This window comes from Kitasatospora sp. Ki12 (assembly GCF_054601375.1).
Genome location: NZ_BAAIHT010000001.1, coordinates 2,984,321 through 3,008,386 on the forward strand (window position 1 = coordinate 2,984,321; position 24,066 = coordinate 3,008,386).

19 protein-coding genes, 1 tRNA gene and 1 riboswitch are annotated in these 24,066 nt (G+C 74.3%); of the genes, 15 read left to right on the forward strand and 5 right to left on the reverse strand.

Annotated features, from left to right (window positions below; translation table 11 throughout):
• The first annotated feature begins 123 nt into the window (after positions 1–123).
• The 3 genes from ACYP53_RS13135 to ACYP53_RS13145 are packed head-to-tail and all read left to right on the forward strand — an operon-like array spanning position 124 to position 4,603.
• Entirely contained in the window at positions 124–990 is an 867-nt protein-coding gene (locus ACYP53_RS13135; RefSeq protein WP_229928822.1) for an FAD binding domain-containing protein, read from the forward strand.
• Entirely contained in the window at positions 987–2,279 is a 1,293-nt protein-coding gene (locus ACYP53_RS13140; protein ID WP_459647464.1) for a (2Fe-2S)-binding protein, read from the forward strand. The genes ACYP53_RS13135 and ACYP53_RS13140 overlap by 4 nt, the downstream gene beginning before the upstream one ends.
• Positions 2,276–4,603, forward strand: coding sequence for a xanthine dehydrogenase family protein molybdopterin-binding subunit (locus ACYP53_RS13145; protein WP_189919016.1), 2,328 nt, complete (start codon positions 2,276–2,278; stop codon positions 4,601–4,603). Before ACYP53_RS13140 ends, ACYP53_RS13145 begins: the two co-directional genes overlap by 4 nt.
• 67 nt (positions 4,604–4,670) lie before the next feature.
• Here the strand turns inward: ACYP53_RS13145 and ACYP53_RS13150 are convergent.
• A tRNA-Cys gene (locus ACYP53_RS13150) sits at positions 4,671–4,742 on the reverse strand.
• An 85-nt stretch (positions 4,743–4,827) separates the two neighbouring features.
• A riboswitch (guanidine-III (ykkC-III) riboswitch) is annotated at positions 4,828–4,893 on the forward strand.
• 43 nt (positions 4,894–4,936) lie between these two features.
• Between ACYP53_RS13150 and ACYP53_RS13155 the strand changes: the two genes are divergently transcribed.
• Positions 4,937–5,251 carry a DMT family transporter gene (locus ACYP53_RS13155; RefSeq protein ID WP_189919018.1) on the forward strand — a complete coding sequence of 105 codons (315 nt, stop codon included), beginning with the start codon at positions 4,937–4,939 and terminating at the stop codon, positions 5,249–5,251.
• A gap of 82 nt (positions 5,252–5,333) precedes the next feature.
• On the forward strand, positions 5,334–6,773 hold the full coding sequence (locus tag ACYP53_RS13160) for an MFS transporter (RefSeq protein ID WP_459647465.1): 1,440 nt from the start codon (positions 5,334–5,336) through the stop codon (positions 6,771–6,773).
• A 4-nt stretch (positions 6,774–6,777) separates the two neighbouring features.
• On the opposite strand, the gene ACYP53_RS13165 is transcribed toward ACYP53_RS13160, so the two are convergent.
• A complete protein-coding gene (locus ACYP53_RS13165; protein WP_459647466.1) occupies positions 6,778–8,082 on the reverse strand; it encodes a polysaccharide deacetylase family protein in 1,305 nt (434 codons plus the stop codon).
• 429 nt (positions 8,083–8,511) lie between these two features.
• Here ACYP53_RS13165 and ACYP53_RS13170 point away from each other — a divergent pair, with 429 nt between their 5' ends.
• The 3 genes from ACYP53_RS13170 to ACYP53_RS13180 are packed head-to-tail and all read left to right on the forward strand — an operon-like array spanning position 8,512 to position 13,048.
• Positions 8,512–9,156, forward strand: a complete 645-nt coding sequence (locus ACYP53_RS13170; RefSeq protein ID WP_459647467.1) for a class F sortase — start codon at positions 8,512–8,514, stop codon at positions 9,154–9,156.
• Positions 9,153–10,475, forward strand: coding sequence for an alpha/beta hydrolase (locus ACYP53_RS13175; RefSeq protein WP_459647468.1), 1,323 nt, complete (start codon positions 9,153–9,155; stop codon positions 10,473–10,475). Before ACYP53_RS13170 ends, ACYP53_RS13175 begins: the two co-directional genes overlap by 4 nt.
• On the forward strand, positions 10,442–13,048 hold the full coding sequence (locus tag ACYP53_RS13180) for a rhomboid family intramembrane serine protease (RefSeq protein ID WP_459647469.1): 2,607 nt from the start codon (positions 10,442–10,444) through the stop codon (positions 13,046–13,048). Before ACYP53_RS13175 ends, ACYP53_RS13180 begins: the two co-directional genes overlap by 34 nt.
• A 138-nt stretch (positions 13,049–13,186) precedes the next feature.
• Here ACYP53_RS13180 and ACYP53_RS13185 read toward each other — a convergent pair whose 3' ends face one another.
• The gene (locus ACYP53_RS13185) at positions 13,187–13,612 is read right to left on the reverse strand and encodes an SsgA family sporulation/cell division regulator (RefSeq protein ID WP_459647470.1); all 426 of its coding nucleotides are present in this window, start codon (positions 13,610–13,612) and stop codon (positions 13,187–13,189) included.
• Between the two features lie 304 nt (positions 13,613–13,916).
• Here ACYP53_RS13185 and ACYP53_RS13190 point away from each other — a divergent pair, with 304 nt between their 5' ends.
• From ACYP53_RS13190 to ACYP53_RS13200, 3 genes are all read left to right on the forward strand, one after another.
• Positions 13,917–15,749 carry a DEAD/DEAH box helicase gene (locus ACYP53_RS13190; protein WP_229928823.1) on the forward strand — a complete coding sequence of 611 codons (1,833 nt, stop codon included), beginning with the start codon at positions 13,917–13,919 and terminating at the stop codon, positions 15,747–15,749.
• 394 nt (positions 15,750–16,143) lie between these two features.
• Entirely contained in the window at positions 16,144–16,794 is a 651-nt protein-coding gene (locus tag ACYP53_RS13195; RefSeq protein WP_189919039.1) for an IclR family transcriptional regulator, read from the forward strand.
• 208 nt (positions 16,795–17,002) lie between these two features.
• Complete coding sequence (locus ACYP53_RS13200) at positions 17,003–17,809, forward strand: S16 family serine protease (protein ID WP_189919041.1); 807 nt, start codon at positions 17,003–17,005, stop codon at positions 17,807–17,809.
• Between the two features lie 40 nt (positions 17,810–17,849).
• Here the strand turns inward: ACYP53_RS13200 and ACYP53_RS13205 are convergent, their stop codons facing one another.
• Entirely contained in the window at positions 17,850–18,341 is a 492-nt protein-coding gene (locus ACYP53_RS13205; RefSeq protein WP_459647471.1) for an Lrp/AsnC family transcriptional regulator, read from the reverse strand.
• Positions 18,342–18,612: 271 nt separating this feature from the next.
• Here ACYP53_RS13205 and ACYP53_RS13210 point away from each other — a divergent pair, with 271 nt between their 5' ends.
• Positions 18,613–19,155: a VOC family protein gene (locus ACYP53_RS13210; protein ID WP_459647472.1), complete on the forward strand. Its 543-nt coding sequence runs from the start codon at positions 18,613–18,615 to the stop codon at positions 19,153–19,155.
• A gap of 64 nt (positions 19,156–19,219) precedes the next feature.
• Here the strand turns inward: ACYP53_RS13210 and ACYP53_RS13215 are convergent, their stop codons facing one another.
• Positions 19,220–19,756, reverse strand: coding sequence for a hypothetical protein (locus tag ACYP53_RS13215; protein WP_189919045.1), 537 nt, complete (start codon positions 19,754–19,756; stop codon positions 19,220–19,222).
• A 157-nt stretch (positions 19,757–19,913) separates the two neighbouring features.
• Here ACYP53_RS13215 and ACYP53_RS13220 point away from each other — a divergent pair, with 157 nt between their 5' ends.
• The 3 genes from ACYP53_RS13220 to ACYP53_RS13230 all read left to right on the forward strand — a co-directional run bounded on the left by ACYP53_RS13220 (position 19,914) and on the right by ACYP53_RS13230 (position 23,973).
• Positions 19,914–20,618 (forward strand): response regulator transcription factor, encoded by a 705-nt coding sequence (locus ACYP53_RS13220; protein WP_189919048.1) that lies wholly within the window; start codon positions 19,914–19,916, stop codon positions 20,616–20,618.
• A 17-nt stretch (positions 20,619–20,635) separates the two neighbouring features.
• On the forward strand, positions 20,636–22,051 hold the full coding sequence (locus ACYP53_RS13225; RefSeq protein WP_459647977.1) for a sensor histidine kinase: 1,416 nt from the start codon (positions 20,636–20,638) through the stop codon (positions 22,049–22,051).
• A gap of 341 nt (positions 22,052–22,392) precedes the next feature.
• Entirely contained in the window at positions 22,393–23,973 is a 1,581-nt protein-coding gene (locus ACYP53_RS13230) for a glycoside hydrolase family 18 protein (protein WP_459647473.1), read from the forward strand.
• Positions 23,974–24,066 lie beyond the last annotated feature (93 nt).

The following is a 24,066-nucleotide window of genomic DNA, read 5'->3' on the forward strand; positions in this document are numbered from 1 at the left end:
CGATCGCCCGTACCCTACGGGCCAGGCCGGACTGCTGACGCGGACACCACGGCCCAAGGCCGCGGGCGGCAGGCGATCGATGAGCAAGTGGAGCACGGTGGGACCCAGGTGAACCGGACGATCATGCTGCCGGCCTCGCTCGACGAGGCCGTCGACGCGCTGGCCGCCGCCCCGGCCGCGGTACCGGTGGCCGGAGCCACCGACCTCATGGAGGCCGTCAACGCCGGCCGGCTGCGCCCCGCCGCCCTGGTCGGCCTCGGCCGGATCACCGAACTGCGCGGCTGGCGCTACGAGGACGGCGGCACCGCCGTCCTCGGCGCCGGACTCACCCACGCCCGGATGGACCGCCCCGACTTCGCCGCGCTCATCCCCGCGCTCGCCGACGCCGCCCGCACCGCCGGCCCGCCGCAGGTCCGCAACGTCGGCACCCTCGGCGGCAACATCGTCACCGCCGCCCCGGCCGGCGACACCCTCCCGGTGCTCACCGCGCTGGAGGCCACCGTCACCCTGGCCCGGGCCGGCGCCAGCCGCGAGGTGCCGGTCAGCCACCTGCTCACCGGCCTCGACCCGGTACGCCCCGGCGAACTGCTCACCTGGGTGCGCGTCCCGCTGCTGCACGCCCCGCAGGTCTTCCTCAAGGCCACCGGCCGCAGCGGCCCGGCCCGCGCCACCGCCTCCGTCGCGCTCGTCCTCGACCCGGCCCGGCGCTCGGTGCGCTGCGCGGTCGGCGCCGTCGCCCCGGTGCCGCTGCGCCCGCTGGAGGCCGAGGCCTGGGTGGCGGGCTGCATCGACTGGGACGGCAGCCGGGAGATCGACCCGGCGGCGAACGCCGCCTTCGGCGAGTACGTCGCCACCGCCTGCGTCCCCGACAACTACGGGGCCGAGGGCGCCTGGGAGGCCGTGACCGAGGGGCCGACCGCGGCGGCCGTCCGGCTGCGGCGTACGGTGGCGGTGCTGGCCCGACGGGCACTGGGAAGGGCGCTGAAGTGACCACAGACCCCATCGAGACCCTCGACGCCGACCCGCTCGGCCTCTCCCCGCAGGTCAGCCGCGAGCTGCGCCCGTGCGCCTCCTACACGCTGCGGGTCAACGGTTTCGAACGGCCCGTCACCGACGCCTGGATCGGCGAGAGCCTGCTCTACGTGCTGCGCGAGCGGCTCGGCCTGGCCGGCGCCAAGGACGGCTGCGAGCAGGGCGAGTGCGGGGCCTGCTCGGTGCAGGTGGACGGCCAGCTGGTGGCCGGCTGCCTGGTGCCCGCCGCGCTGGCCGCGGACAGCGAGATCAACACCGTCGAGGGCCTGTCGGCCGCCGGTGGCGCGAGCGACGTCCAGCAGGCGCTGGCCGCCTCCGGCGCCGTCCAGTGCGGCTACTGCACCCCCGGCATGGCGATGGCCGTGCACGACCTGCTCCAGCGCAACCACCGGCCCACCGAGGTCGAGGCCCGGCAGGCGCTGTGCGGCAACCTCTGCCGCTGCACCGGCTACAAGGGCGTGCTGGCCGCCGTCCAGACCGTCGCGGACGCCCGAGCGCTGGAGGCCGAGGAGCCGGAGGAGGCCGCGGCGCCCGTCGAGGCCGCCCCCGGCCCGGAGGCCGCGGACCGGCCCGTCGAGGCGGTCGCCGGGGCGGCGGGCGCCGCCGTCGAGCCCGAGTCCGTGGTCGAGCCGCCGGTCTACACCGACGCCGACGCCTGGATCGAGCACGTCCCGCAGCAGCACGTCCCGCAGCATTCCGTGCCGCAGCAGTCCGTGGAGCCGCAGCCGCAGCCCGGGGCCGCCCACCCCGGCATGCCGCAGTCCGTGCTGCCGCACCCCGCGGAGCAGGCCCACGTCCTGGCCGGGGCGCCGTACGGCGACGGCTCGGGCGGCTACGACACCGGCGTGTACGAGACCGCCGGGCCGGTCCCGCCGCACGCCGGCATCCCCGCCCAGGCCGGCGGCGACCAGGTCTACTACCCGCCGCAGGGCTACCCCGAGCAGCCGTACCAGGGCACCCCCGCCCACGGCACCTACCTGCCCTACCCGGACGGCCACCAGCAGCAGAACGGCTACGACACCGGGTACGACGCCCCGGTGTACGAGCCGACCCCCGCGCACGGCACCCCGCTGCCCGGCGCCGCCTTCGACGGCACGGCCTTCGACGGCACGCCGCCGCACGGCACCCCGTACGCCGCCCAGCACCCGCACGGCGCCCCGGTCGAGGGCGGTGCCCCGGCCGGCGTCCCGTACGGTGCCACCCCCGCCCACGGCATCCGGCTCCCCGAGGACGACCACGCATCATGACGTCGCCTACCGACATCGGCGCAGCACCCCAGCAGGACGGTGGCGAGGGCGGCGCACCGGAGCCGTTCGGACTGGGCAGCTCCCCGCTGCGCAGCGACGCGCTGCCCAAGGCGCTCGGCATCTACCCGTACGCGGCCGACCTGTGGGCCGAGGGGCTGCTGTGGGGCGCGGTGCTGCGCTCGCCGCACCCGCACGCCCGGATCCGCGGCATCGACACCTCGGCCGCGCTGGCGCTGCCCGGCGTGCACGCCGTGGTCACCGCCGCCGACCTGCCGCCCGGCCCGGACGGCACCCCCGACGGCGCCCCGGCCGGTCCGGTCGTCGCCGACCGGCCGGTGCTGGCCGCCGGCGTGGTGCGCCACCACGGCGAGCCGATCGCCGCGGTGGCGGCCGACCACCCGGACACCGCCCGGCTGGCGGTCGGTCTGATCGTGGTCGACTACGAGCCCCTGGAGGCCGTGACCGACCCCGAGCAGGCCTTCACCGCGCCGGCGCTGCACCCGGACGGCAACCTCTTCCGCCACCTGCCGCTGCGCACCGGGGACCCGGACGCGGTCGGCGAGATCGTCGTCGAGGGCCTCTACCAGGTCGGCCGGCAGGACCCGGCGCCGCTCGGGGCCGAGGCCGGGCTGGCCGTGCCGCGCCCGGACGGCGGCGTTGAGCTGCACCTGTCCTCCACCGACCCGCACGGCGACCGCGACCGCACCGCCGCCTGCCTCGGCCTGGAGCCCGACCGGGTCCGGCTGGTGGTCACCGGCGTGCCCGGCGCCACCACCGACCGCGAGGACCTCTCCTTCCAGGTCACCCTGGCGCTGCTGGCGCTGCGCACCGGCCGTCCGGTGAAGATGACCCTCACCCGCGAGGAGTCCTTCCAGACCCACACCTCGCGCCACCCCGCGCTGCTGCGCTACCGCCACCACGCCGACGCCGACGGCACGCTGGTGAAGGTCGAGGCGCAGATCCTGCTGGACGGCGGCGCCTACGCGGACGTCTCCGCCGAGGCGCTGGCCGCCGCGACGGCGTTCTCGGCCGGCCCGTACGTCTGCCCGAACGTCTTCGTGGACGCCTGGGCGGTGCGCACCAACAACCCGCCGGCCGGGCGGATGCGCGGCGAGGGCGCGCTGCAGGCCTGCTTCGCGTACGAGTCGCAGCTGGACCAGCTCGCCGCCCGGGTGGGCGTGGACCCGGTGGAGATCCGCCGGCGCAACGCGATGTCCACCGGCGACCCGCTGCCCACCGGACAGGCGGTCACCTGCCCGGCGCCGGTGCGCGCGCTGCTGGACGCCGTCGCGGACGAGCCGCTGCCGGCCCTGCCGGTGGACGACCCGGACGCCGAGTGGCTGCTGCCCGGCGGCCCCGGCGGTGCGGGCGACCCGGCGGCGGTGCGGCGCGGCATCGGCTACGCCGTCGGCATGGTGCACATGCTGGGCGCCGAGGGCGAGGACGAGGTGTCCACCGCGACCGTCCGGGTCAGCGGGGACCACGCCACGGTGATCTGCGCGGCGGTCGACGCCGGGCAGGGCTTCGCCACGCTGGCCCGGCAGATCGTGCAGACCGTGCTGGGCGTCAGCGAGGTCTACATCGCGCCGGCCGACAGCGACCAGTCGATCGCCGGGCCCTCCGCCCGCGGCCGGCACACCTGGGTCTCCGGCGGGGCCGTCGAGCGGGCCGCGCTGATGGTCCGCCACCAGCTGCTGCAGCCGATCGCGGCCAACTTCGGGATGTCGTCGGAGCTGCTGCAGATCGCCGACGGCAAGATCACCTCGTACGACGGGGTGCTCGGCATGCCGGTCGCCGAGGCCCTGGAGGGCAAGGAGCTCTGGGCCACCGCGCAGTGCCGCCCGCACCCCACCGAGCCGCTGGACGAGGCCGGGCAGGGCGACGCCTTCGTCTCCATCTCGTTCTGCGCGATGCGCGCGGTGGTGGACGTGGACATCGAGCTGGGCGCCGTGCGGGTGGTCGAGATGACGGTCGCCCAGGACGTCGGCCGGGCGCTGAACCCGCGGCAGATCGAGGACCGGATCGAGGCGGGCGTGGCCCAGGGCGTCGGCCTGGCGCTGCTGGAGGACCTGCGCACCGAGGGCGGCGTGCTGCAGAACCCCTCGCTCACCGGCTACCGGCTGCCCACGGCGCTGGACACGCCCGAGGTGCGGATCGCGGCGCTGCTGGAGGAGCGCGACGTGGTCGCCCCCTTCGGGGCCAAGGCGGTCGGCGCGGCGCCCGCGGTGGTCGCCCCGGCGGCCGTCGCCGCGGCCGTGCGCGCCGCCACCGGCCTGCCGGTCGGCCGGCTGCCGATCCGCGCGGAGGACGCCGTCACGGCCTGAACCGGGAAAAGCGAAAAGGAATTGCCGGTCGACTTCTCGGAGTCGACCGGCAATTCCTTTTCCGGTGAGGCCGTGGCGGGAATTGAACCCGCGTACACCGCTTTGCAGACGGTCCCCTCAGCCACTCGGGCACACGGCCAGTGAATTCATGGTGGCGGATCACGACTCGGCCGGTCAATGAAGTTTTGTAAATTCTGTATGGCAATGTGTGCTACCGTCGAAGACAGGTGGCGGCAATTCCGCCACCCCGGACGAGCGCGTCGTACCCGGTGACGACAAGACGGCGCAGTTCAGCGGCAATCCGGCCGCTGTGGACTGCGGAGGTACGCCGTCATGGCCTGGCTCGTTCTGATCGTCTCGGGTCTCCTGGAGACCGTCTGGGCGGTCGCCCTGGAATCGTCCAAGGGCTTCTCCCGGCTCGTTCCCACCCTCGTCTTCGGCGTCGCACTGCTGTTCAGCATGGGCGGCCTGGCGTACGCGATGCGCACCATTCCGATCGGCACCGGGTACGCGGTCTGGGTCGGCATCGGTGCGGTCGGCACCGCGGTCTACGGCATGGCCGTCCTGGGCGACGCGGTGACCATGGCCCGGATCGGCTGCCTGCTGCTGATCGTCTCCGGCGTGGTGGGCCTCAAGGTGCTGCACTGACCGCGTCCTAGGTCTCGGGGCCTAGTCGATCACCGACTCCGGTCAGGGGTCATCGGGGCGGACGGCCCTTACGATGTTACGTATGACCACTGCCTCCCCCACCTCGGTCGACCCCGTACCGATACCCCTGGACGACGACCCCGGCGGCGGGGTGCTCGGCGGGCGCTACCGCGCGCTGACGCTGGGGATCGTCTCAGTGGTCCTGGTGATCGCCTTCGAGGCGACCGCCGTCAACACCGCGATGCCGACCGCGGCCCGCCAGCTGGACGGCCTCGGGCTGTACGCCTTCGCCTTCTCCGGCTACTTCACCACCACGCTGTTCGCCCTGGTCGTCTCCGGCCAGTGGTGCGACCGGCGCGGGCCGCTGCAGCCGCTGTTCGCCGGCATCGCGGTGTTCGGCGTCGGACTGCTGGTGGCCGGGACGGCGCCCGGGATGTGGGTGTTCGTGGCCGGACGGGCGGTCCAGGGCCTGGGCGGCGGGCTGGTGATCGTCGCGCTGTACGTGGTGGTCGGCCGGGCCTATCCGGAGCGGCTGCGGCCGTCGGTGTTCGCGGCCTTCTCCTCGGCCTGGGTGCTGCCCTCGATCGTCGGGCCGCTGGTCGCCGGGGCGGTCACCCAGCACCTCGGCTGGCGCTGGGTGTTCCTGGCCGTCCCGGTGCTGATCCTGCTGCCGCTGGCCGTGATGGGCCCGGCCCTGGCCCGCTCCGAGCGCGAGCACCCGGTGGCCAGGGGCGCGGACTTCGACCGCCGGCGCACCCTGCTGGCCGCGATGGCGGCCCTCGGCGCCGCGCTGCTGCAGTACGCGGGCCAGCGCCGTGACCTGGTCGGGCTGCTCCCCGGGGTCGCCGGGGCGGCGCTGCTGGTGCCGGCCGTGCTCGGACTGCTGCCGAAGGGGACGCTGCGGGCCGGGCGCGGACTGCCGACGGTGATCCTGCTGCGCGGGGTGGCGGCGGGGGCGTTCTTCGCCGCCGAGGCCTTCATCCCGCTGATGATGACCACCCAGCGCGGCCTCTCGCCGACGCTGGCCGGGCTCACCCTGACCAGCGGCGGGCTCTCCTGGGCGCTGGGCTCCTGGCTGCAGGGCCGGCCGGGGGCCCAGCGCTACCGCGAGGCGATGATCCGGGGCGGCTTCGTGCTGACCGCGCTGGCGATCGCGGGCGCGGCGCTGGTGCTGGTCCCGGGGGTGCCGGCCTGGGCGGCCTCGGTGGCCTGGGGGATCGGCGGCGTCGGGATGGGCCTGGCCGTCGCGAGCGTCAGCGTGCTGATGATGAAGCTCTCCGCGCCCGAGGACGCCGGGGCCAACTCGGCGGCGCTGCAGATGAGCGACGCGCTGGGCAACGTGCTGCTGACCGGTCTGGCCGGGGTGCTGTTCGCGGCGCTGGGCGGCGGCGCCCTGGCGGCGGCCCACGGAACGGCCGAAGGCGCCGGTCCGCCCGGCGCCTTCGCGGTGATCCTGCTGGTGATGGCCGGGGTGGCGCTCCTGGGAGCGCTGCTCTCCGGCCGGGTCCGCACCCGGTCCTGACCGGTCAGCCGGTGGCGGCGGCGGTGGTGGCGGCGGGGGCCGGCGCCGCCGCCGGGACGCCGAGGAAGGCCTCCCAGCCGCCCGCCGGGGCCTGCCCCGGGGCGAGGGTCTGCAGCTTGCGCAGCACCGCCGGCTCCTGGGCGTCCAGCCAGTCGACCAGCTGGCGGAAGGAGACCAGCCGGACCTCCGGCTTGCCCGCGATCGCCCTGAGCACGTCCTCGACGGCGTTCATGTAGATGCCGCCGTTCCACTCCTCGAAGTGGTTGCCGATGACGTACGGCGCCCGGTTGCCGTTGTAGGTGCGCTCGAAGCCCATCAGGTAGGCGTCGCGGGCCTGGGTCTGGAAGCCGGGGTGGAGGGCCGGGTCGGCCTTGGTGTTGGGGCCGCACTGGTTGTACATGATGTTGTAGTCCATCGAGAGCACCTGGAAGGTGTGCCCGGGGAAGGGGATGGACTGCAGCGGGAGGTCCCACAGGGCGCCGCCCTGGATCTTCTGCGGCCACACCTGGGTGCCGTTGCCGCTGCTGTCGTAGCGCCAGCCGCGCTTGACCGCGGTGGGCAGCAGGTTGCGCTGGCCCTCCAGGCACGGGGTGCGGCTACCGATCAGCTCCTTGCGGTAGTCGAAGGGCAGCGCGGGCAGGTCGGTGAAGCCGGTGTTGGTGCGCCAGTTCGTCACGAAGTCCATCGCCTGCTGGATCTCGCTGTCCCACTCCTCGGGGGACCACTTGCCGACGCCGGTGGCGCCGCAGAAGTGGCCGTTGAAGTGGGTGCCGATCTCGTGGCCCTCCAGCCAGGCCGCGTGCAGGTTCTCCAGGGTGTCGCGGATGTGCTGGTCGCTCAGGTAGCCGATGTCGGAGGCGCCGACCTTGTGCTGCGGCGGGCGGTACAGGTCCTTCTTGGACTCGGGCAGCAGGTAGAGGCCGCTGAGGAAGAAGGTCATCTTCGCGTCGTGCTCCTGGGCCAGCCGGCGGAAGCGGGCGAACAGGCCGTTGTCGAGCTCGCCGGCGCCGTCCCAGGAGAAGACCACGAACTGCGGCGGGCGCTGTCCGGGCCGCAGCCGCTCGGGGACGGGCTGGTGCGGCTGCTCGCCGGTGTCGGAGGTGGAGCCGTCGCCGATCAGCACGGCCTGCGGCTTGGGGACCGGGGCGGGGGTGGGGGAGGCGCCCTGCCCGTCGCCCGCGCCGGTGGGGGCGACGGACCCGGGCGTCCGCTCCCCGCCCGTGGCGTGGTCGTTGCCGCAGCCGGCCGCGAGCGCGGCGGCGGTGGCGGCGCCGGCCGTCAGCAGCGTGCGGCGGGAGAGAGCGTCCATGGTCACTCCGTTCAAGAGGCGTGCGGCGGCGTGCGGGAGTGCGGCCCGATCGGGGGCGTGCGAGGGGAGCCGGCCCGGCCGGGCGGACGGGGATCGAACCCGTGACCGCGACAGCATGGCACGCGGGCGGAACCGGTCGAAGAGGCGCAGCGAACGGTCGAGATCGATCCCTCGAACGACGCAACCGAACCCGGCCGTAGAACCGTCGGTAGGTCGTGGCGGGCTCGGTCCCGCGATGATCGCTGGTGGGAGGCGTTCGTCGCGCTCCGCGACCGGGCGCCCACACGGCGCAGGATCGCGGTCGGCAGCCCTGCCGATCGGGGGGTGTCGATACGACCGTCGTATGGACGTGTCATACAGTCCGATCCGGTTCAATGGTTCCCAGGAAACTCCCAGGAACCGGGATTCCGTCGGCAGAGGGGAGTGCCCGTGGGCGTCCGGCAGAGCAGGAGCCCATGGCCGGGCACCCTGGCGGCGGGAGCCGCGCTGGTGCTCGGGGCCTGGCTGCTGCGCGACGGCGGCTCGCCGGAGCTTCCGCCCGCCCCGGGCTCGGGGCAGGCCCAGGCCGGCATCGCGCCGGTCTCCGTCGTCCCCCCGCTGGGACCGTCCACGCCGACCAGGATCCGCATCCCGGCCGTCCGGCTGGACGCCCCGGTCACCGCGCTCGGGCTGGACGCCACCGGCCACCTGCAGGTCCCGCCCGCGACGGACCGGAACCTGGCGGGCTGGTACCGGGGCGGCGCCAGCCCCGGCCAGCGCGGCACCGCGATCCTCGCGGGGCACGTCGACATCACGTCCGGTCCGGCCGTCTTCTACCATCTGGGAGCGCTCCGTCGGGGGGACCGGATCGAGATCGCCAGGGCGGACGGCGCCATCGCCGTCTACCAGCTGTACGCCATCGAAGTGCACGACCGAAAGGACTTCCCGGACGATCGGGTCTACCGTCAGGCCACTGACGCTCAGCTGCGGGTGATCACCTGCGGCGGTTCGTACAGTGCGGAACACGGCTACGAGGGAAACGTCGTCGCTTACGGTTTCCTGGCCGACACCACCCCGCCGGGCAAAGCCGCATGACCACGATCACTCTCGCCACCCGCTGGAACCCGATCGACTGGCCGCTCACCGAGGGCCCGATCCCGCACGCCGTGACCGTGGCCGGCTGGGCGGCGCTGTTCGCGCTCGCCGTCGGCCGTGACCGGAGCTGGTGGCGGTTCCGCCTGCCCGCCGCGCTGTTCACCGCGGCCGCCCTCAGCCTGCTGCTCGACGCCGTCGTCGACGGCTGGTGGCACCCCTTCCCGGAGGGCACCCCCGAGTACGTCGGCTGGTGGATATCCATCGCCCTGCTCGGGTTCTGTCTGTTCGGCTACCGGTTCCGCCGGCTCGCCTGGCGCCGCCGGGGCATCGCGTTCGGCCTCAGCGGGCTGGTGCTGCTGATGGCCGCCTCCGAGATCAACATCGGCTTCGGACAGTTCCCGAGCGGGCGGGTGATGCTGGCGCCGTGGCTCACCAAGACCGACGGGCTGGTCCCCAAGGTCGGGCAGACCCTGGCCGCCCCGACGGGCAAGGTGCTCGACGAGGTCTGGCAGCCCCCGGCGGACCTCCCCGAGAAGGGCACCGTCTCGGTGGTGCCAATCCCGGGCCTCCGGTCGGGCTTCAAGGCCCGTGACGCGTACGTCTACCTGCCGCCCGCCTACCAGGCCAACCCGCGGCCGCTGCTGCCGGTGGTCGTGATGATCACCGGCCAGCCCGGCAACCCGGGGGACTGGGTGCTCGGCGGGCAGGTGAACGAGTCGCTGGACGCGTTCGCGGCGGCGCACGGAGGCCTCGCGCCGATCGTGGTGATGCCCGATCAGCTCGGTTCGACCTGGGCCAACACGCTCTGCCTGGACTCCAAGATCGCCAAGGCGCACACCTACCTGGCGGTGGACGTCCCCGACTGGATCCACCAGAACCTGCAGACCGCCACCGGCCGGAAGGCCTGGGCGGTCGGCGGCGCCTCGATGGGCGGCACCTGCGCCCTCCAGCTCGGCGTCAACGCGCCCGACGTGTACGGCACCGTCCTGGACATGTCCGGGCAGGAGGAGCCGACCCTGGGCACCCGGGAACAGACCGTCAAGGCCGCCTTCGGCGGCGACGGGAAGAAGTTCGACGCCGTCGACCCCGTGCAGGTGATGGCCCGGAAGAAGTTCCCGGACACCAACGTGGCGTTCGTCGTCGGCGAGACGGACGAGGAGTTCAGGCCGCAGATGGAGAAGGTCTACCAGGCTGCTCAGGGGGCCGGGATGAAGGCGAAGCTCGAACTGATGCCGGGCGGCCACGGTTGGGTCGTGTTCCGCCCCGGCATCGCCCAGCAGGTCCCGTGGCTCGCCCAGCAGACCGGGCTGACCCGGTGACCCGGGCGGGCACGACGGTCGCCACCGGCGAACGCGAGCAGAAGCCGGAGCCGGTGGTCGCGCAGCGCGGCTCCGAGCGGTCCGCGGACCGCGCGCCGGTCACCCGGACACCGGAGCCGCGCCCGCAGCGCGTCCGGCGGGCGGCCCGGGCGCTCGGCTCCCGGCTGCGCGCCGCGCCGCTGACGCTCACCCTGCTGGCCGGGCTCTGGCTGCTCGGCGCGGCCACCGGCAGCCTGCGCCACGGGCCGCCGGACCGGCTGCTGGAGCGGGTCGGCGTCGGCCTGCCCACGCTCACCGAGGGCCACTGGTGGACCCCGTTCACCTCGATGTTCTGGTGCTCCGGCACCGGCTCGTACGTGTTCACCAGCCTGATGCTGCTCCTGGTCGGCCCGGCCGCCGAGCACCGGCTCGGCCGGCTGCGCACCCTCGGGGTGCTGGTCGGCGGGCAGATCGCCGGCACCCTGCTGGGCACCGGGCTGGTCGCGTTCGGCAACGCCGCCGGGGAACAGTGGACCGCCTCGGTGGCCGACCAGATATCCGTCGGCCCCGGCGTCTCCCTGTTCGCGCTCGCCGGCGTGGTCGGCTACCGGCTCACCGTGCTCTGGCGCCGCCGGCTGCACCTGCTGGTGCTGCTCCTCCCGCTGGTCATGACGCTGTACGTCGGCCACCTGCAGAGCGTCCAGCGGTGCGCCGCGGCGCTGGCCGGACTCGGTCTGGGCGCGCTGCTCAGCCGCGGCCGCCCGTACCTGCGCTCGCACCGCTCCTCGCACTCCGAGACCCGGGTGCTGGTCGCGCTCTGCCTGGTCGCCGCCGCCGTCGGGCCGCTGCTCGCCTCGCTGTACGACAACGCCACCGGGCCGTTCAACACCTTCTCCGAGCTGTACCTCTCGCACCGGCTCAGCCCCGACGAGATCGCCGACCTCTGCTCGCTGTCGGCGCACGACTGCGCCCGGGCGCACGCCGTCGTCCGGATCTTCGACACCCCCGCCCGGCTGATGGCCGCGCTGTTCCCGGCCCTGCTGCTGGTGCTCGCCGAGGGGCTGCGCCGGGGGCTGCGGTTCGCCTGGCTGGTCACCATCGCCACCGAACTGCTCTGGGCGGCGCTGCTGGGCTGGCTGTACCTGGACGCCGGCCCGGTCAGCCGGGACGTGGTGCAGTACTTCGTCGAGGCGATGCTGCTGCCGCTGCTGACCACCGCCCTGCTGCTGGCCACCCGCAAGCGCTTCCGGCTGCGGCTGGCCGCCCGCTCGGTGCGCCGGCTGGCCGTGGTGGTCGGCGGCGCCCTGTTCGTCACCTCGGCCGCGTACGTCGGCCTCGGGCGGCTGGCGGCCGGCCAGTTCGAGCCGGGGGCGACCGTCCGCCGGCTGCTGCACGGGCTGCCGGCGCAGTTCCTGCCGCCCGCGTACAACGACCTGACACCGGACTACCCGATCGCGGTCGGGCCGCTGGCGCGCTTCCTGGAGACGTACTGCGGGCTGGCCTTCTGGGTGGTGGCGCTGGCCGTGCTGCTGTCCGCCTTCCGCCGGCCGGTGCTGCACACCGATGCCGAGGCGGTCGCCCGGGCCAGGGCGCTGCTGACCGAGCACGGCGGCGGGACGCTGTCCTTCATCACCACCTGGGACGGCAACCACTACTGGTTCGACGAGCAGGGCCGGGCCGCCGTCGCTTACCGGGTGGTCGGCACCGTCGCGCTGACCACCGGCGACCCGTTCGGCGCGCCGGAGGAGCGGGCCCGGGCGGTGGCCGGCTTCGCCCGCTTCTGCGACGCGCGCGGCTGGACCCCGTGCTTCTACAGCGTCTGCGGGCAGACCAGGGACGCCGCCACGGGGCTCGGCTGGCGTTCGGTGCAGGTCGCCGAGGACACCGTGGTCGCGCTGCCCGAGCTGGCCTTCACCGGCAAGAAGTGGCAGGACATCCGCACCGCCCTCAACAAGGCCGGCAAGCAGGGCATCACCGCCGAGTGGTGGGCCTACCACGAGGCTCCGCTGGCGCTGAAGGACCAGATCCGGGCGATCTCCGAGGAGTGGGTCTCCGAGAAGGGCCTGCCGGAGATGGGCTTCACGCTCGGCGGACTGGAGGAGCTGGACGACCCGGACGTCCGGGTGCTGGTCGCGGTGGACGAGCAGCGGGTCGTGCACGGGCTGACCAGCTGGATGCCGGTGTACGAGGACGGCGTGCCGGTCGGCTGGACGCTGGACTTCATGCGCCGGCGCTCGGACGGCTTCCGCGGCGTCAGCGAGTTCCTGATCGCCTCGGCCGCGCTCGGCTTCAAGGAGGAGGGCGCGCGCTTCCTCTCCCTGTCGGGCGCCCCGCTGGCCCGCACCGGGCAGGAGGGGGAGCCCACCGGGCTGCAGCGGATGCTGGACTGGATGGGCAAGGTGCTGGAGCCGGTGTACGGCTTCCGCTCGCTGCTCGCGTTCAAGGCGAAGTTCCAGCCGGAGTACCGGCCGATGTACATGGCCTACCCCGACCCGGCCGCGCTGCCCGGCATCACCAGGGCGATCGGCAAGGCGTACCTGCCGCACCTGACGGCGGCGCAGGGCGTCCGGCTGATGCGCAAGCTGTCGGGCTGAGGGGCGGGCCGTCCGGCTGATGCGCGAGCTGTTCGGCTGAGGGGCGGGCGAGTCACCCGCCCCGAGCCGAAGGGGAGCGCCGACCGTCGGCACCGGGTCCGAGCGCCCCGGAGGCGAGCGGGCGAATCACAGCCCCCCTCAGCCGAGCAGCTGGGCGAGGGCGCGGTCGGAGTCCAGGTGCAGGTGCTCCTCGCCCTCGGGGACGAGGAGCCGGCTGCGCCACAGGAAGCGGCGCAGGTCGCCGGTGTCGAACCGGAGCAGCGCGGTGCCCTCCGGGGTGCGCAGCTCGACCATGGTGCTCCGGCCGGGGGCGGGCCGGACGTGGACGTCGCCGACGCCGGCCGGCAGCTCGATCCCGGCCGAGAGCAGCTGGCGGGCGAAGACCCAGACGATGTCCTCGCCGTCCGGGTGCTCCTCCGCCTCGTCCAGCGAGAACTCGGCGGGGAAGGCCATCCGGACGGCGAGCGGGTCCTCCCGGAGGTAGGACAGGACGACCCGCAGCCGGACGGAGCGGTGGGGGGAGAGGATCAGGCAGGCCTGGACGGTCTCTTCGACGGTGCGCACGGATGGGTCCCTTCGGTTCAGCGGGGCCGCGCCGGGGCAGGGGTGGTGCGGCCTCACCCTGGTGAGAGTCCCGGTGACTCCCGTGATTACCGGGTTTCGAGGACGACCGGATGTGATCCGCGTCACATCGATTTCCGGCCGTGTGGGCCCGGCGCGGAGGCTCGCCTGGAGGCCCGAACGGCGTCGGCCCGGTAGGCTGGGCGGGTTGTCCGATCGCCGCCCGACCGCGGGACGGGGCCGCTAGACCGCCTCTGACCTGCGATGATCCCCCTCGGAGACCGTGAGTACTGCCGCCGCCTCCTCGATGCCGCTGTTCTCCGACGCCCAGGAGAGCCAGGCTCCCGTCCGGTCCGTCGGGCATGCCGCGCCCGCCGGCTCGCACCACCTGTCCCCGGCCTTCCCCGGCCGAGCCCCCTGGGGCACCGCGGGCAAGCTGCGGGCCTGGCAGCAGGGCGCCCTGGACAAGTACATCGAGACGCAGCCGCGCGACTTCCTCGCGGTCGCGACCCCGGGCGCAGGCAAGACCACCTTCGCGCTCACCCTGGCCTCGTACCTGCTGCACAACCACCTGGTGCAGCAGGTCACCGTGGTGGCGCCGACCGAGCACCTGAAGAAGCAGTGGGCCGAGGCCGCCGCGCGGATAGGCATCCGGCTGGACCCGGCGTACTCCTCCGGGCCGCTGTCCCGGGACTACCACGGCATCGTGGTCACCTACGCGGGCGTCGGGGTCAACCCGATGCTGCACCGCAACCGGACCGAGGCCCGCAAGACCCTCGTGATCATGGACGAGATCCACCACGCCGGTGACTCCAAGTCCTGGGGCGAGGCCTGCTTCGAGGCCTTCGAGCCGGCCACCCGCCGGCTGGCGCTGACCGGTACGCCGTTCCGCTCGGACACCAACCCGATCCCCTTCGTGGCCTACGACGCGGGCAGCGACGGCATCCGCAAGTCCATCGCCGACTACACCTACGGCTACGGGCACGCGCTCGCCGACCACGTCGTCCGCCCGGTGATCTTCCTCAGCTACAGCGGCAACATGCGCTGGCGCACCAAGTCCGGCGACGAGCTGGAGGCCCGGCTCGGCGAGCCGATGACCAAGGACCTGATCGCCCAGGCCTGGCGCACCGCGCTGTCCCCGCAGGGCGAGTGGATCCCGTCCGTCCTCCAGGCCGCCGACCGGCGGCTCACCGAGGTGCGCAAGGCGATCCCGGACGCCGGCGGACTGGTGATCGCCACCGACCAGAACGTGGCCCGCGCCTACGCCAAGATGCTGCGCGAGATCAGCGGCGAGAAGGTCACCCTGGTGCTCTCCGACGAGACCGAGGCCTCGAAGCGGATCTCCGACTACGCGGAGGGCACCTCGCGCTGGATGGTCGCCGTCCGCATGGTGTCCGAGGGCGTCGACGTGCCCCGGCTGTGCGTCGGGGTGTACGCCACCTCGATCTCCACCCCGCTGTTCTTCGCCCAGGCCGTCGGCCGCTTCGTGCGCGCCCGCAAGCGCGGCGAGACGGCCTCGGTGTTCCTGCCGACCATCCCGATGCTGCTGGGCTTCGCCAACGAGATGGAGCTCCAGCGCGACCACGTGCTGGACCGGCCGAAGAAGGAGGGCGACGGCCTCTTCGACGAGGAGGACCGGCTGCTCGCCGAGGCCGAGCGCGCCAACGACGGGCCGGACGGCGCGGGCGGCGAGGAGTTCTCCTACGAGGCGCTGGGCTCCGAGGCGGTCTTCGACCGGGTGCTGTACAACGCCATGGAGTTCGGCATGCAGGCCCACCCGGGGAGCGAGGAGGAGGAGGACTACCTCGGCATCCCGGGCCTGCTGGAGCCGGACCAGGTGCAGATGCTGCTGCAGAAGCGCCAGCACCGGCAGATCCAGCGCAGCAAGACCAAGCCCGCCGAGGAGGCCGACCTGCTGGAGCTGCCGGCCGAGCAGCGGCCGGTCGTCACCCACCAGGAGCTCCGCGAGCTGCGCAAGGAACTGAACGCGCTGGTGGCCGCCTGGCACCACCGCACCAACCAGCCGCACGGCACCGTCCACAACGAGCTGCGCCGCCAGTGCGGCGGGCCGCTGACCGCGCAGGCCACCGCCAACCAGCTCAAGGCGCGGATCGCCAAGATCCGGGAGTGGGCGAAGTAACGGTCCGGCAGGCCGGCACCGGCCCGCCCTCCTCCCTCGCTCCCCCCTCCGCCGGGAGGGGGGCTCGCGTCCCCGGGTGTCCGGACTTCGGAGCGGGATCGAACTCATGCCCTGAAACGCGCGGCGGATCGGGTGGTTTCGTCCCGGTTTCGCGACGCCGTTGAAGTCGATCACGCCCGAATTTTGGACAACCACTTCCGCCGCGACATTTCCTTCACTACCTTTCCCCCACGCTCTTCCGCCGGGCAACCCCCGAGGGACGGGCTCCGCAGGACCGCACGGCCGTCAGTGTCGACAGCGTGCGGCCCGAGCGCGGCCACCCCCACCTGCGCGCGACACCGCCCTTGGACCGGCGTCGCCCGCCCCGCGAGCGCCGCGGAAAGGATCGCCCGTCGTGACAGCAGAGACCTCCCAGACCCTGGACCGCGGCGTCCGGGTCCTCAAACTCCTCGCCGACTCCGAGCGGGGGCTGACCGTCACCGAGCTCGCCGCCAGGCTGGCCGTCAACCGCACGGTCGTCTACCGCCTGCTGGCCACCCTGGAACAGCACGGCCTGGTCCGCCGGGACATCGGCGGCCGCGCCCGGGTCGGCCTCGGCGTGCTGCGGCTTGCGCACCGGGTGCACCCGCTGCTGCGCGAGGCCGCGCTGCCCGCCCTGCGCAGCCTCGCCGAGGACCTCGGCGCCACCGCCCACCTGACCCTGGTCGACGGCAACGAGGCACTGGCCGTCGCCGTGGTCGAGCCGAGCTGGACCGACTTCCACGTCGCCTACCGGACCGGGCTGCGCCACCCGCTCACCGAGAGCGCGGCCGGCCGGGCGATCCTGGAGGCGCGCGCCTTCCCCAGCCAGCGCCGGCCCGAACAGGGCTTCGTCATCACCCGGGCGGAGGAACAGTCCGGGGCGTGCGGGGCCGCCGCGGCGCTGCTCGGACTGAGCGGCATCGAGGGCAGCGTCGGCGTGGTGATGCTCAACGGCCTGGTACCGGAGCGGGTGGGCCCCCGGGTGGTGGAGGCGGCGACCGAGGTGGCCGACGCCCTGAGGTAGCCGGTCGCGGGCCCGGACGCCGGGCCCGCCCCGGGCGATGGCATGAGCGGGCCGGCGACCCGCCCCGAGCCGAAGGGCTGCGCCGGTGCCGAAAGGGAGAAGCGAGGAGGTCCGAGGGACGAGGGCCTTGGAGCGCCGACCGTCGGCACCGGGTCAGAGCGGCCCGGAGGCGAGCGGGCGACCAACAGGGTGTGTTTGGATTCCTTTTGTGTCCGACACCAAGCTCTCCAAGGCCCTCAGCTCCCCGCGGACCCGCGCGCTCGCGCTGTGCGGGGCGCTGGTCACCGCGCTGTTCGGGGTGACCGCCTTCGTCCCGCTGCCGTACACCATCACCTGGCCGGGGTCGACCGCGGACGTCCTGGGCACCTACCAGGACAAGCCGGTGCTCACCATCACCGGGGCGCCGCTGCGCACCACCCAGGGCGAGCTGCGGATGGTCACCATCACGGCGACCAACGCCGACCAGCGGAACACCTTCCTGCGGTCGATGCAGGCCTGGTTCGACCCGAAGGAGGCGGTCCGCCCGACGGACACCGTCTACGCGGAGAGCAACCCGGCGAAGGCCAACGAGGTGATCGCCCAGCAGATGGCCGAGTCGCAGGACAGCGCCTCCGCGGCCGCGCTGAACTACCTCCACCTGTCGCCGGACCAGGTGAAGGTCAAGGTCGACCTGGGCGACGTCGGCGGCCCCAGTGCCGGCCAGATGCTGGCGCTGGGCATCATCGACAAGCTCGCCGGCGACGGCAAGGGCGGCGACCTCACCGGTGGCCTCACGATCGCGGGCACCGGCACCATCGACAAGGACGGCACCGTCGGCCCGGTGGGCGGCGTCCCGCTGAAGACGCAGGCGGCCGCCCGGGACGGCGCGACGGTGTTCCTGCTGCCCAAGGACGAGTGCACGGACGCCAAGGTGAACCTGCCGAAGACGCTGCGGCTGGTGCCGGTCGGCACGCTCACCGAGTCGGTCTCGGCGCTGCAGGCGCTCAGGAGCGGCGGCAGCGTCCCCGCCTGCTGACCGGGCGGACCGGGAGCCGCCCCGCGCCGGGCGGACCGTGCTACTCGGCGGCGGCCTGGTCCACCAGCGGCAGGATGCGGTACGGCACCGGGTTCTCCAGCACGATCGCGGTGGACGAGCGGACGATCCCGTCGAAGCCCACCACCCGGTCGATCACCCGCTGCAGATCGGCGTTGGAACGGGCCACGATCCGCACCATCATGTCCCCGATGCCGGTGATGGTGTGCAGTTCCAGCACCTCCGGCACGCCCGCCAGGTGCGCCCGCACGTCGGAGCCCTGGCCCTGGGAGATCTCCAGGGTGGCGAAGGCCGTCACCGGGTAGCCGATCGCCGCCGGGTCCACCTCCGGGCCGAAGCCGCCGATCACCCCCTTGGCCTGGAGCCGGTCCAGCCGGGCCTGCACGGTGCCCCGGGCGACCTGCAGCCGGCGCGAGCACTCCAGCACCCCGATCCGGGGCTCCTCGGCGAGCAGCCGGATCAGCCGGCCGTCCAGGGTGTCGATCGTGTCGTTCGTACTGTTCGTACTGCCCACGATGGAAGTCCCTTGCGGGGCAGCGGAGTTGGGCGAGCCGGGGGAGCTCGGGGAGTGGGCGGGGGGCATCGCGGCACCGTCCTCCGGTGGGCATTCTGTACAGCGGTGCGGCCGATTCTCCCGCCCCGGGGCACAGCTTGACCAGGAGGAAACGGAACAGTTGCGCGTAAGTCGGCCCGGCGCCACCCTCCAGCCACACCCCTGTGCTCCGGGCCCCCGCCCCGGTGCCGGGGCCCCAGCGTGGTCCGTACGCCTTACCGGGAGGGCCGTCATGACCGACACCGCCGCCGAACCCGTCCTGCTCGCGGCCGGCCTCGCACCGGACGACGGCGACCCGGGAGCGCTGCCGGTGGGCCGTGCGGACGCGGTGGTCTTCGCGGTCGGCGACGCCGAGCGGGCCGCCCGCCGCTACTGCGCCGCGCTCGGGCTGCGCTGCACCGCGTACGCGGGGCCGGAGACCGGTGAGCCGGAGACCGTCTCGTACGTGCTCGCCGCGCCGGGGACGCGGATCGTGCTCACCTCGCTGGTGCGGGCGATCGGCCCGCGCGGCCGGGAGCTGGCCGCGTACCTGGAGCGGTACGGGGACGGGGTGCTGGACGTCGCGGTCAGCGTGCCGGACGTCTACTACGCCTACGACTACGCGGTCGACCGGGGCGCGCTGTCGCTGGCCGAGCCGTACGAGACCCGGGACGCGTACGGCTCGGTGGTGCTGGCCGCCATCGGGGTGCCCGGCGGGACCAGGCACACGCTGGTCGACCGGGCCGGCTACGCGGGGCCGTACCTGCCGGGGTTCGTGCCGCACGCCGGGTTCTGACGGGCGGCGGTGCGCGGCGGGGTGGTGTGTGGCGGGGCGGTGCGCGGCGGGGCCGGGCGGGGCTTCAGCGGACGGCCGTCTCCACGACCGGCGGGTGCCCGTTCCAGTAGACGAAGACCGAGTTGGCCTGGTTGTCCTTGGTGAAGTCGATCCGCATCCACTGGTCGCCGTTCCAGACCTGCATCTGCCAGCCCGGGTCCGGGGTGGCGGAGACCAGCGAGGCGTGGTCGGGCTTCAAGTCCAGCGCGACCTTGCCGCCCGGGATCGGGTAGCTCTTCACCGTGGACGTCGCCCCGGCCGTCGGCGTGGGCCGGCGGGTCGGCGGCGGGACGGGTGCGACCGGCGTCGGCCCGTGGGTCGTGGCGGCGGCCGGGGAGGCGGGCTGGGCCGGGGGCGCGGACTGCGCGGCCGAGCGCGGCTGCTCGGGGGCGGTGGTCGCCGGGGACGGCGTGCCGCCCGCCTTCGGGGAGGGCAGCGGCAGCGCCGTGGGCTGCTCGAACGCGGCGCCGGTCAGCACCGCGTGCACGCCGAACCAGGACAGCGCCACCGCCGCCCCGGTGGCCGCCGCCCAGGCGCCGAGCTGTACCAGTCCGTTCCGCATCGTCCGCACATCCTGCCGCATTTCCACCCCGGCCGGGACCGGGCACCCGTGCCCCGGGGCGTCCGGCAACTCCCCATTCCTCAGGGGGCTTGCACAATGTCCGGACCGGGCCCCGAGGTACAGACCACTGCGGGCCGATGGCGTACCGTGCAGGGCCATGGCAACAGTGCTCGTGGTCGAGGACGACCCCTTCGTACGCTCCGCCCTCATCCGCCACCTGACCGACACCGGTCACGCGGTCCGCAGCGTGGGCACCGCACTCGAGGCGCTGCGGGAGGTCGCCCAGGTCGGTTGTGACCTGGTGATCCTCGACCTTGGCCTGCCGGACCTGGACGGCAGCGAGGCGCTCAAGATGATCCGGGGCCTGACCGACGTGCCGGTGATCATCTCCACCGCCCGGGACGACGAGGCCGAGATCGTCCGACTGCTCAACGACGGCGCTGACGACTACCTGGTGAAACCTTTCTCCGGGGAACACCTGAGCGCCCGGATGGCTGCCGTGCTGCGCCGGTTCGGCAGCGGCGCCGCCCCCGTCGCCCAGGTGCTGCGGGTCGGCGGACTGGCCATCGACCTCCAGCGGCGCGAGGCCTCCCTGGACGGCCGCCGGCTCGACCTGACCCGCCGTGAATTCGACCTGCTGGCCTTCCTGGCCGCCCGGCCCGGCGTGGTGGTGCCGCGCAAGGAGATCCTCGCCGAGGTCTGGCAGCAGACCTACGGCGGCGACCAGACCATCGACGTCCACCTCTCCTGGCTGCGCCGCAAGCTCGGCGAGACCGCCTCCAACCCGTACTACCTGCACACCGTCCGGGGCGTCGGGGTCCGGCTGGAGGCCGCCGGGGGCGCGGCGGAGCACCGGACATGAGGAGGTTCGGGCGCTCGCTGCGCTGGGCCATGATCAAGGCCGCCGTGGCCGGGACCACCATGGTCGCGCTCGCCTTCCTCATCCCGCTCGGCCTGATGGTCCAGCAGACCGCGCGCGACCGGGCGTTCACCGCCGCCGAGCGGCAGGCCGCGGCGCTCGGACCGGCCCTGGCGATCACCACCGACCAGGACGCCGTCACCCGCGCCCTGGCCAGCACCGACGCCGGCGGACAGGGACGGATGGCGGTCCACCTGCCCGCGGCGGGGCAGCCCGAGGCCCCCGGCACCGGCGGCCCGGCGGGACCGACGCTGGGCGAGGCCCGGGCCGCCGACGGCGACGTGGCCACGGCCGGCGGGCAGGGCCGCTCCTTCACCGTGCAGGTGCCCGGCGGCTACGCGCTGCTCCAGCCGGTCGCGGTGGACACCGGCCGCACCGCCGTCGTCGAGGTGTTCGTGGCCGAGAGCGACCTCACCCGGGGCGTCTCCACCGCCTGGCTGGTGCTCTCCGCCGTCGCGCTCGGCCTGGTCACCATCGCCGTGCTGGTCGCCGACCGGATGGGCAACCGGATCGTCGCCTCCGCCAGACGCCTCGCCGCGGCCGCCCGTTCGCTCGGCGCCGGCGACCTCGCCGTCCGGGTCCCGGTGGCGGGCAAGCAGGTCGACGGCAGCCCCGAAGAACTGCGCGAGGCCGGCCACGCGTTCAACACCATGGCCGACCGGGTGGTCCAACTCCTCGCCGCCGAACGGGAACTGGCCGCCGACCTGTCCCACCGGCTGCGCACCCCGCTGACCGTGCTGCGGCTCAACGCGGCCTCGCTCGGCAACGGCGACGCGGCCGACGCCACCCGGCACGCGGTCGCCCAACTGGAGCGCGAGGTCGACCAGATCATCCGCTCGGCCCGCCGCGCCCCCGAGGACGCGCCCGCCGTCGCGGTCGGCTGCGACGCCGCCGAGGTGATCCGCGAACGGGTCGAGTTCTGGTCCGCGCTGGCCGAGGACGAGGGGCGCCGCTGGCAACTGGCCGGCGCCGAACGGGCGGCGCCCGTCCCCGTCCAGCGCGGCGACCTGGCGGCCGTCGTCGACGCGCTGCTCGGCAACGTCTTCCGGCACACCGCCGTCGGCACCGCCTTCTCGGTGGACGTGCTGGCCACCGGGAGCTCGGTGATCGTGCTGGTCGGCGACGCCGGCCCCGGGTACAGCGACCCGGCCGCCGCCCTCAAGCGAGGCCAGGGCCACGGCGGGGAGGGCTCGACCGGCCTCGGCCTGGACATCGTCCGCAAGCTCGCCGAGTCCACCGGCGGGGACCTCGCGCTCGGCCGCTCCGCCGTCCTCGGCGGCGCCGAGACCCGGCTGCGGCTGCGCACCCGGCCGGAGGGGGCGGAGCCCGCGCGGGCCGGGCGGCGGCGGAGCCGGGGTGCGCTCTTCCAGCGGTGAGGCGGTGCGGCGGTGAGGCGGTGCGGAGGTGCGGCTCAGGGGTGCGGTGGCGCAGCGCTGTGGTGACGACGTGTGGTGGCGAGGACGTGCGGTGGTGCGGCGGTGAAGTGGTGTGCCGGAGGTGCGGTGTCGGTGGTGGGACGGCGTCCGGGAGGGCGTCTTCCTTAACGGCGGCCTAAGGGAGTTCTACCCCTCGCTCAGCCCGCCGGTCCGGCCCCCGGCGCGCCGCTAGCGTCGGTCGCGCCGGTCACCCGACCGAGCCGGGCCGGCCGCCCCGAGGTCCGCAGGCACCCCGTGCCCGGACGGCGGCCGACCGTAGGCACCCGCGGAGGTAACGCGCCATGACCACCCAGCCCACCCGCCGCTCCGGCCACCGCAGGCGCGGCCGCAAGGGTGCGATCGTCGGCGCCGCCGCGGTCGCCGCCGCCCTGGTCGCGGGCGGGACCGTCGTCCTCGCATCCTCGGCCAGTGCCGCCTCGCTCGGCGCCGTGTACAGCCGGACCAGCAGCTGGGACGCCGGCTACACCGGCCAGTACCTGGTCACCAACCCGGACAGCAGCCCGATCGAGGACTGGACGCTCAGCTTCGACCTGCCGGCCGGGGCGAAGATCGACTCGCTCTGGAACGCCACCTTCACCGCCGCGGGGCAGCACGTGATGGTCAAGCCGGAGGCCTGGAGCAAGCGGCTGGAGCCGGGCAGGAGCGTGGTGGTCGGCTTCGTCGCCCAGGGCGCGGGCGCGGCTCAGGCCGAGCCGGCCAACTGCCTGATCAACAACGCCTCCTGCAAGGCGGGCGACGGGACCGCGCCCACCCCCTCGGGGCGTCCGACCGCTACCGCTTCCGCGTCCGTCACCCCTTCCGTCTCCCCGACGGCCTCCGCCTCGCCGACCGCGAAGCCCAGCCCCACGGCGAAGCCGACCACCCCGGCGCCGACCGCCACCCCGACCGCCACCCCGACCGTCACCCCCACGACGACCGGTGTGCCCGTTCCCCCGGCCGGCGCCGGGGCCGGCTTCGCCCCCTACGTCGACACCTCGCTCTACCCGCCGTACGACCTGGTGGCCACCGCCAAGGCGAGCGGCGTGAAGAACTTCACCCTCGCCTTCGTGGTGTCCGGCGGCGGCTGCGCGCCCAAGTGGGGCGGTGTCAGCGATCTCGCCGCCGACGCGGTGGCCGCCCAGATCGGCGCGCTGCGGGCGGCCGGCGGCGACGTCCGGATCTCCTTCGGCGGTGCCAACGGCAGCGAACTGGCCCTCGCCTGCGGCTCCACCGCCGACCTCACGGCCGCGTACCAGAAGGTCGTGGACGCGTACGGCGCGACCAGGCTGGACTTCGACGTCGAGGGCGGGGCGATCGCCGACGCGGCCGCCAACACCCGGCGGGCCCAGGCCGTCGCCCAGCTGCAGAAGACCGCCGCCGCCAAGGGCAAGGCGCTGGACGTCTCCTTCACCCTGCCCGCCCTGCCCTCCGGCCTGACCCAGGAGGGCGTCAACCTGGTGGTCGGCGCCAAGGCCGCCGGCGTCGCGATCGGCGCCGTCAACATCATGGCGATGGACTTCGGCGACGGGGTCGCCCCCAACCCGCAAGGCCGGATGGGCCAGTACGCGATCGCCGCGGCCACCGCCACCCAGGCCCAGGTCAAGAGCGTGCTGGGGCTGGACGACGCGGCCGCCTGGCGCAAGGTCGCGGTCACCCCGATGATCGGCGTCAACGACGTGGCCAGCGAGGTCTTCACCGTGGCCGACGCCAAGCAGCTCGCCGACTTCGCCTCCGCCAAGCACCTCGCCTGGCTGGCCATGTGGTCCGGCACCCGGGACAAGGCCTGCGAGGGCGGCGCCAAGGCGTACGCCGACGCGAGCTGCAGCAGCATCGTCCAGCAGCCGCTGGACTTCACCCGGGCCCTCGGGGCGTACACGGGCTGAGGCCCGCCGGGTTCCCCGTCGGCCCCGGCCGTCCACGCTGAGTCCGCAGCCCAGCGTGGCCGGTCGGGGCACCTTTGTCACTGTGCGTAGTCG

What these genes read in the sequence shown, in the direction of transcription:
- ACYP53_RS13175 (WP_459647468.1), top strand. Translation starts at nt 9,153, where the DNA reads ATGACCACGATCACTCTCGCCACCCGCTGGAACCCGATCGACTGGCCG.
- ACYP53_RS13220 (WP_189919048.1), top strand. Translation starts at nt 19,914, where the DNA reads ATGGCAACAGTGCTCGTGGTCGAGGACGACCCCTTCGTACGCTCCGCC.
- ACYP53_RS13210 (WP_459647472.1), top strand. Translation starts at nt 18,613, where the DNA reads ATGACCGACACCGCCGCCGAACCCGTCCTGCTCGCGGCCGGCCTCGCA.
- ACYP53_RS13135 (WP_229928822.1), top strand. Translation starts at nt 124, where the DNA reads ATGCTGCCGGCCTCGCTCGACGAGGCCGTCGACGCGCTGGCCGCCGCC.
- ACYP53_RS13215 (WP_189919045.1), bottom strand. Translation starts at nt 19,756, where the DNA reads ATGCGGAACGGACTGGTACAGCTCGGCGCCTGGGCGGCGGCCACCGGG.
- ACYP53_RS13190 (WP_229928823.1), top strand. Translation starts at nt 13,917, where the DNA reads ATGCCGCTGTTCTCCGACGCCCAGGAGAGCCAGGCTCCCGTCCGGTCC.
- ACYP53_RS13230 (WP_459647473.1), top strand. Translation starts at nt 22,393, where the DNA reads ATGACCACCCAGCCCACCCGCCGCTCCGGCCACCGCAGGCGCGGCCGC.
- ACYP53_RS13145 (WP_189919016.1), top strand. Translation starts at nt 2,276, where the DNA reads ATGACGTCGCCTACCGACATCGGCGCAGCACCCCAGCAGGACGGTGGC.
- ACYP53_RS13165 (WP_459647466.1), bottom strand. Translation starts at nt 8,082, where the DNA reads ATGGACGCTCTCTCCCGCCGCACGCTGCTGACGGCCGGCGCCGCCACC.
- ACYP53_RS13155 (WP_189919018.1), top strand. Translation starts at nt 4,937, where the DNA reads ATGGCCTGGCTCGTTCTGATCGTCTCGGGTCTCCTGGAGACCGTCTGG.
- ACYP53_RS13160 (WP_459647465.1), top strand. Translation starts at nt 5,334, where the DNA reads ATGACCACTGCCTCCCCCACCTCGGTCGACCCCGTACCGATACCCCTG.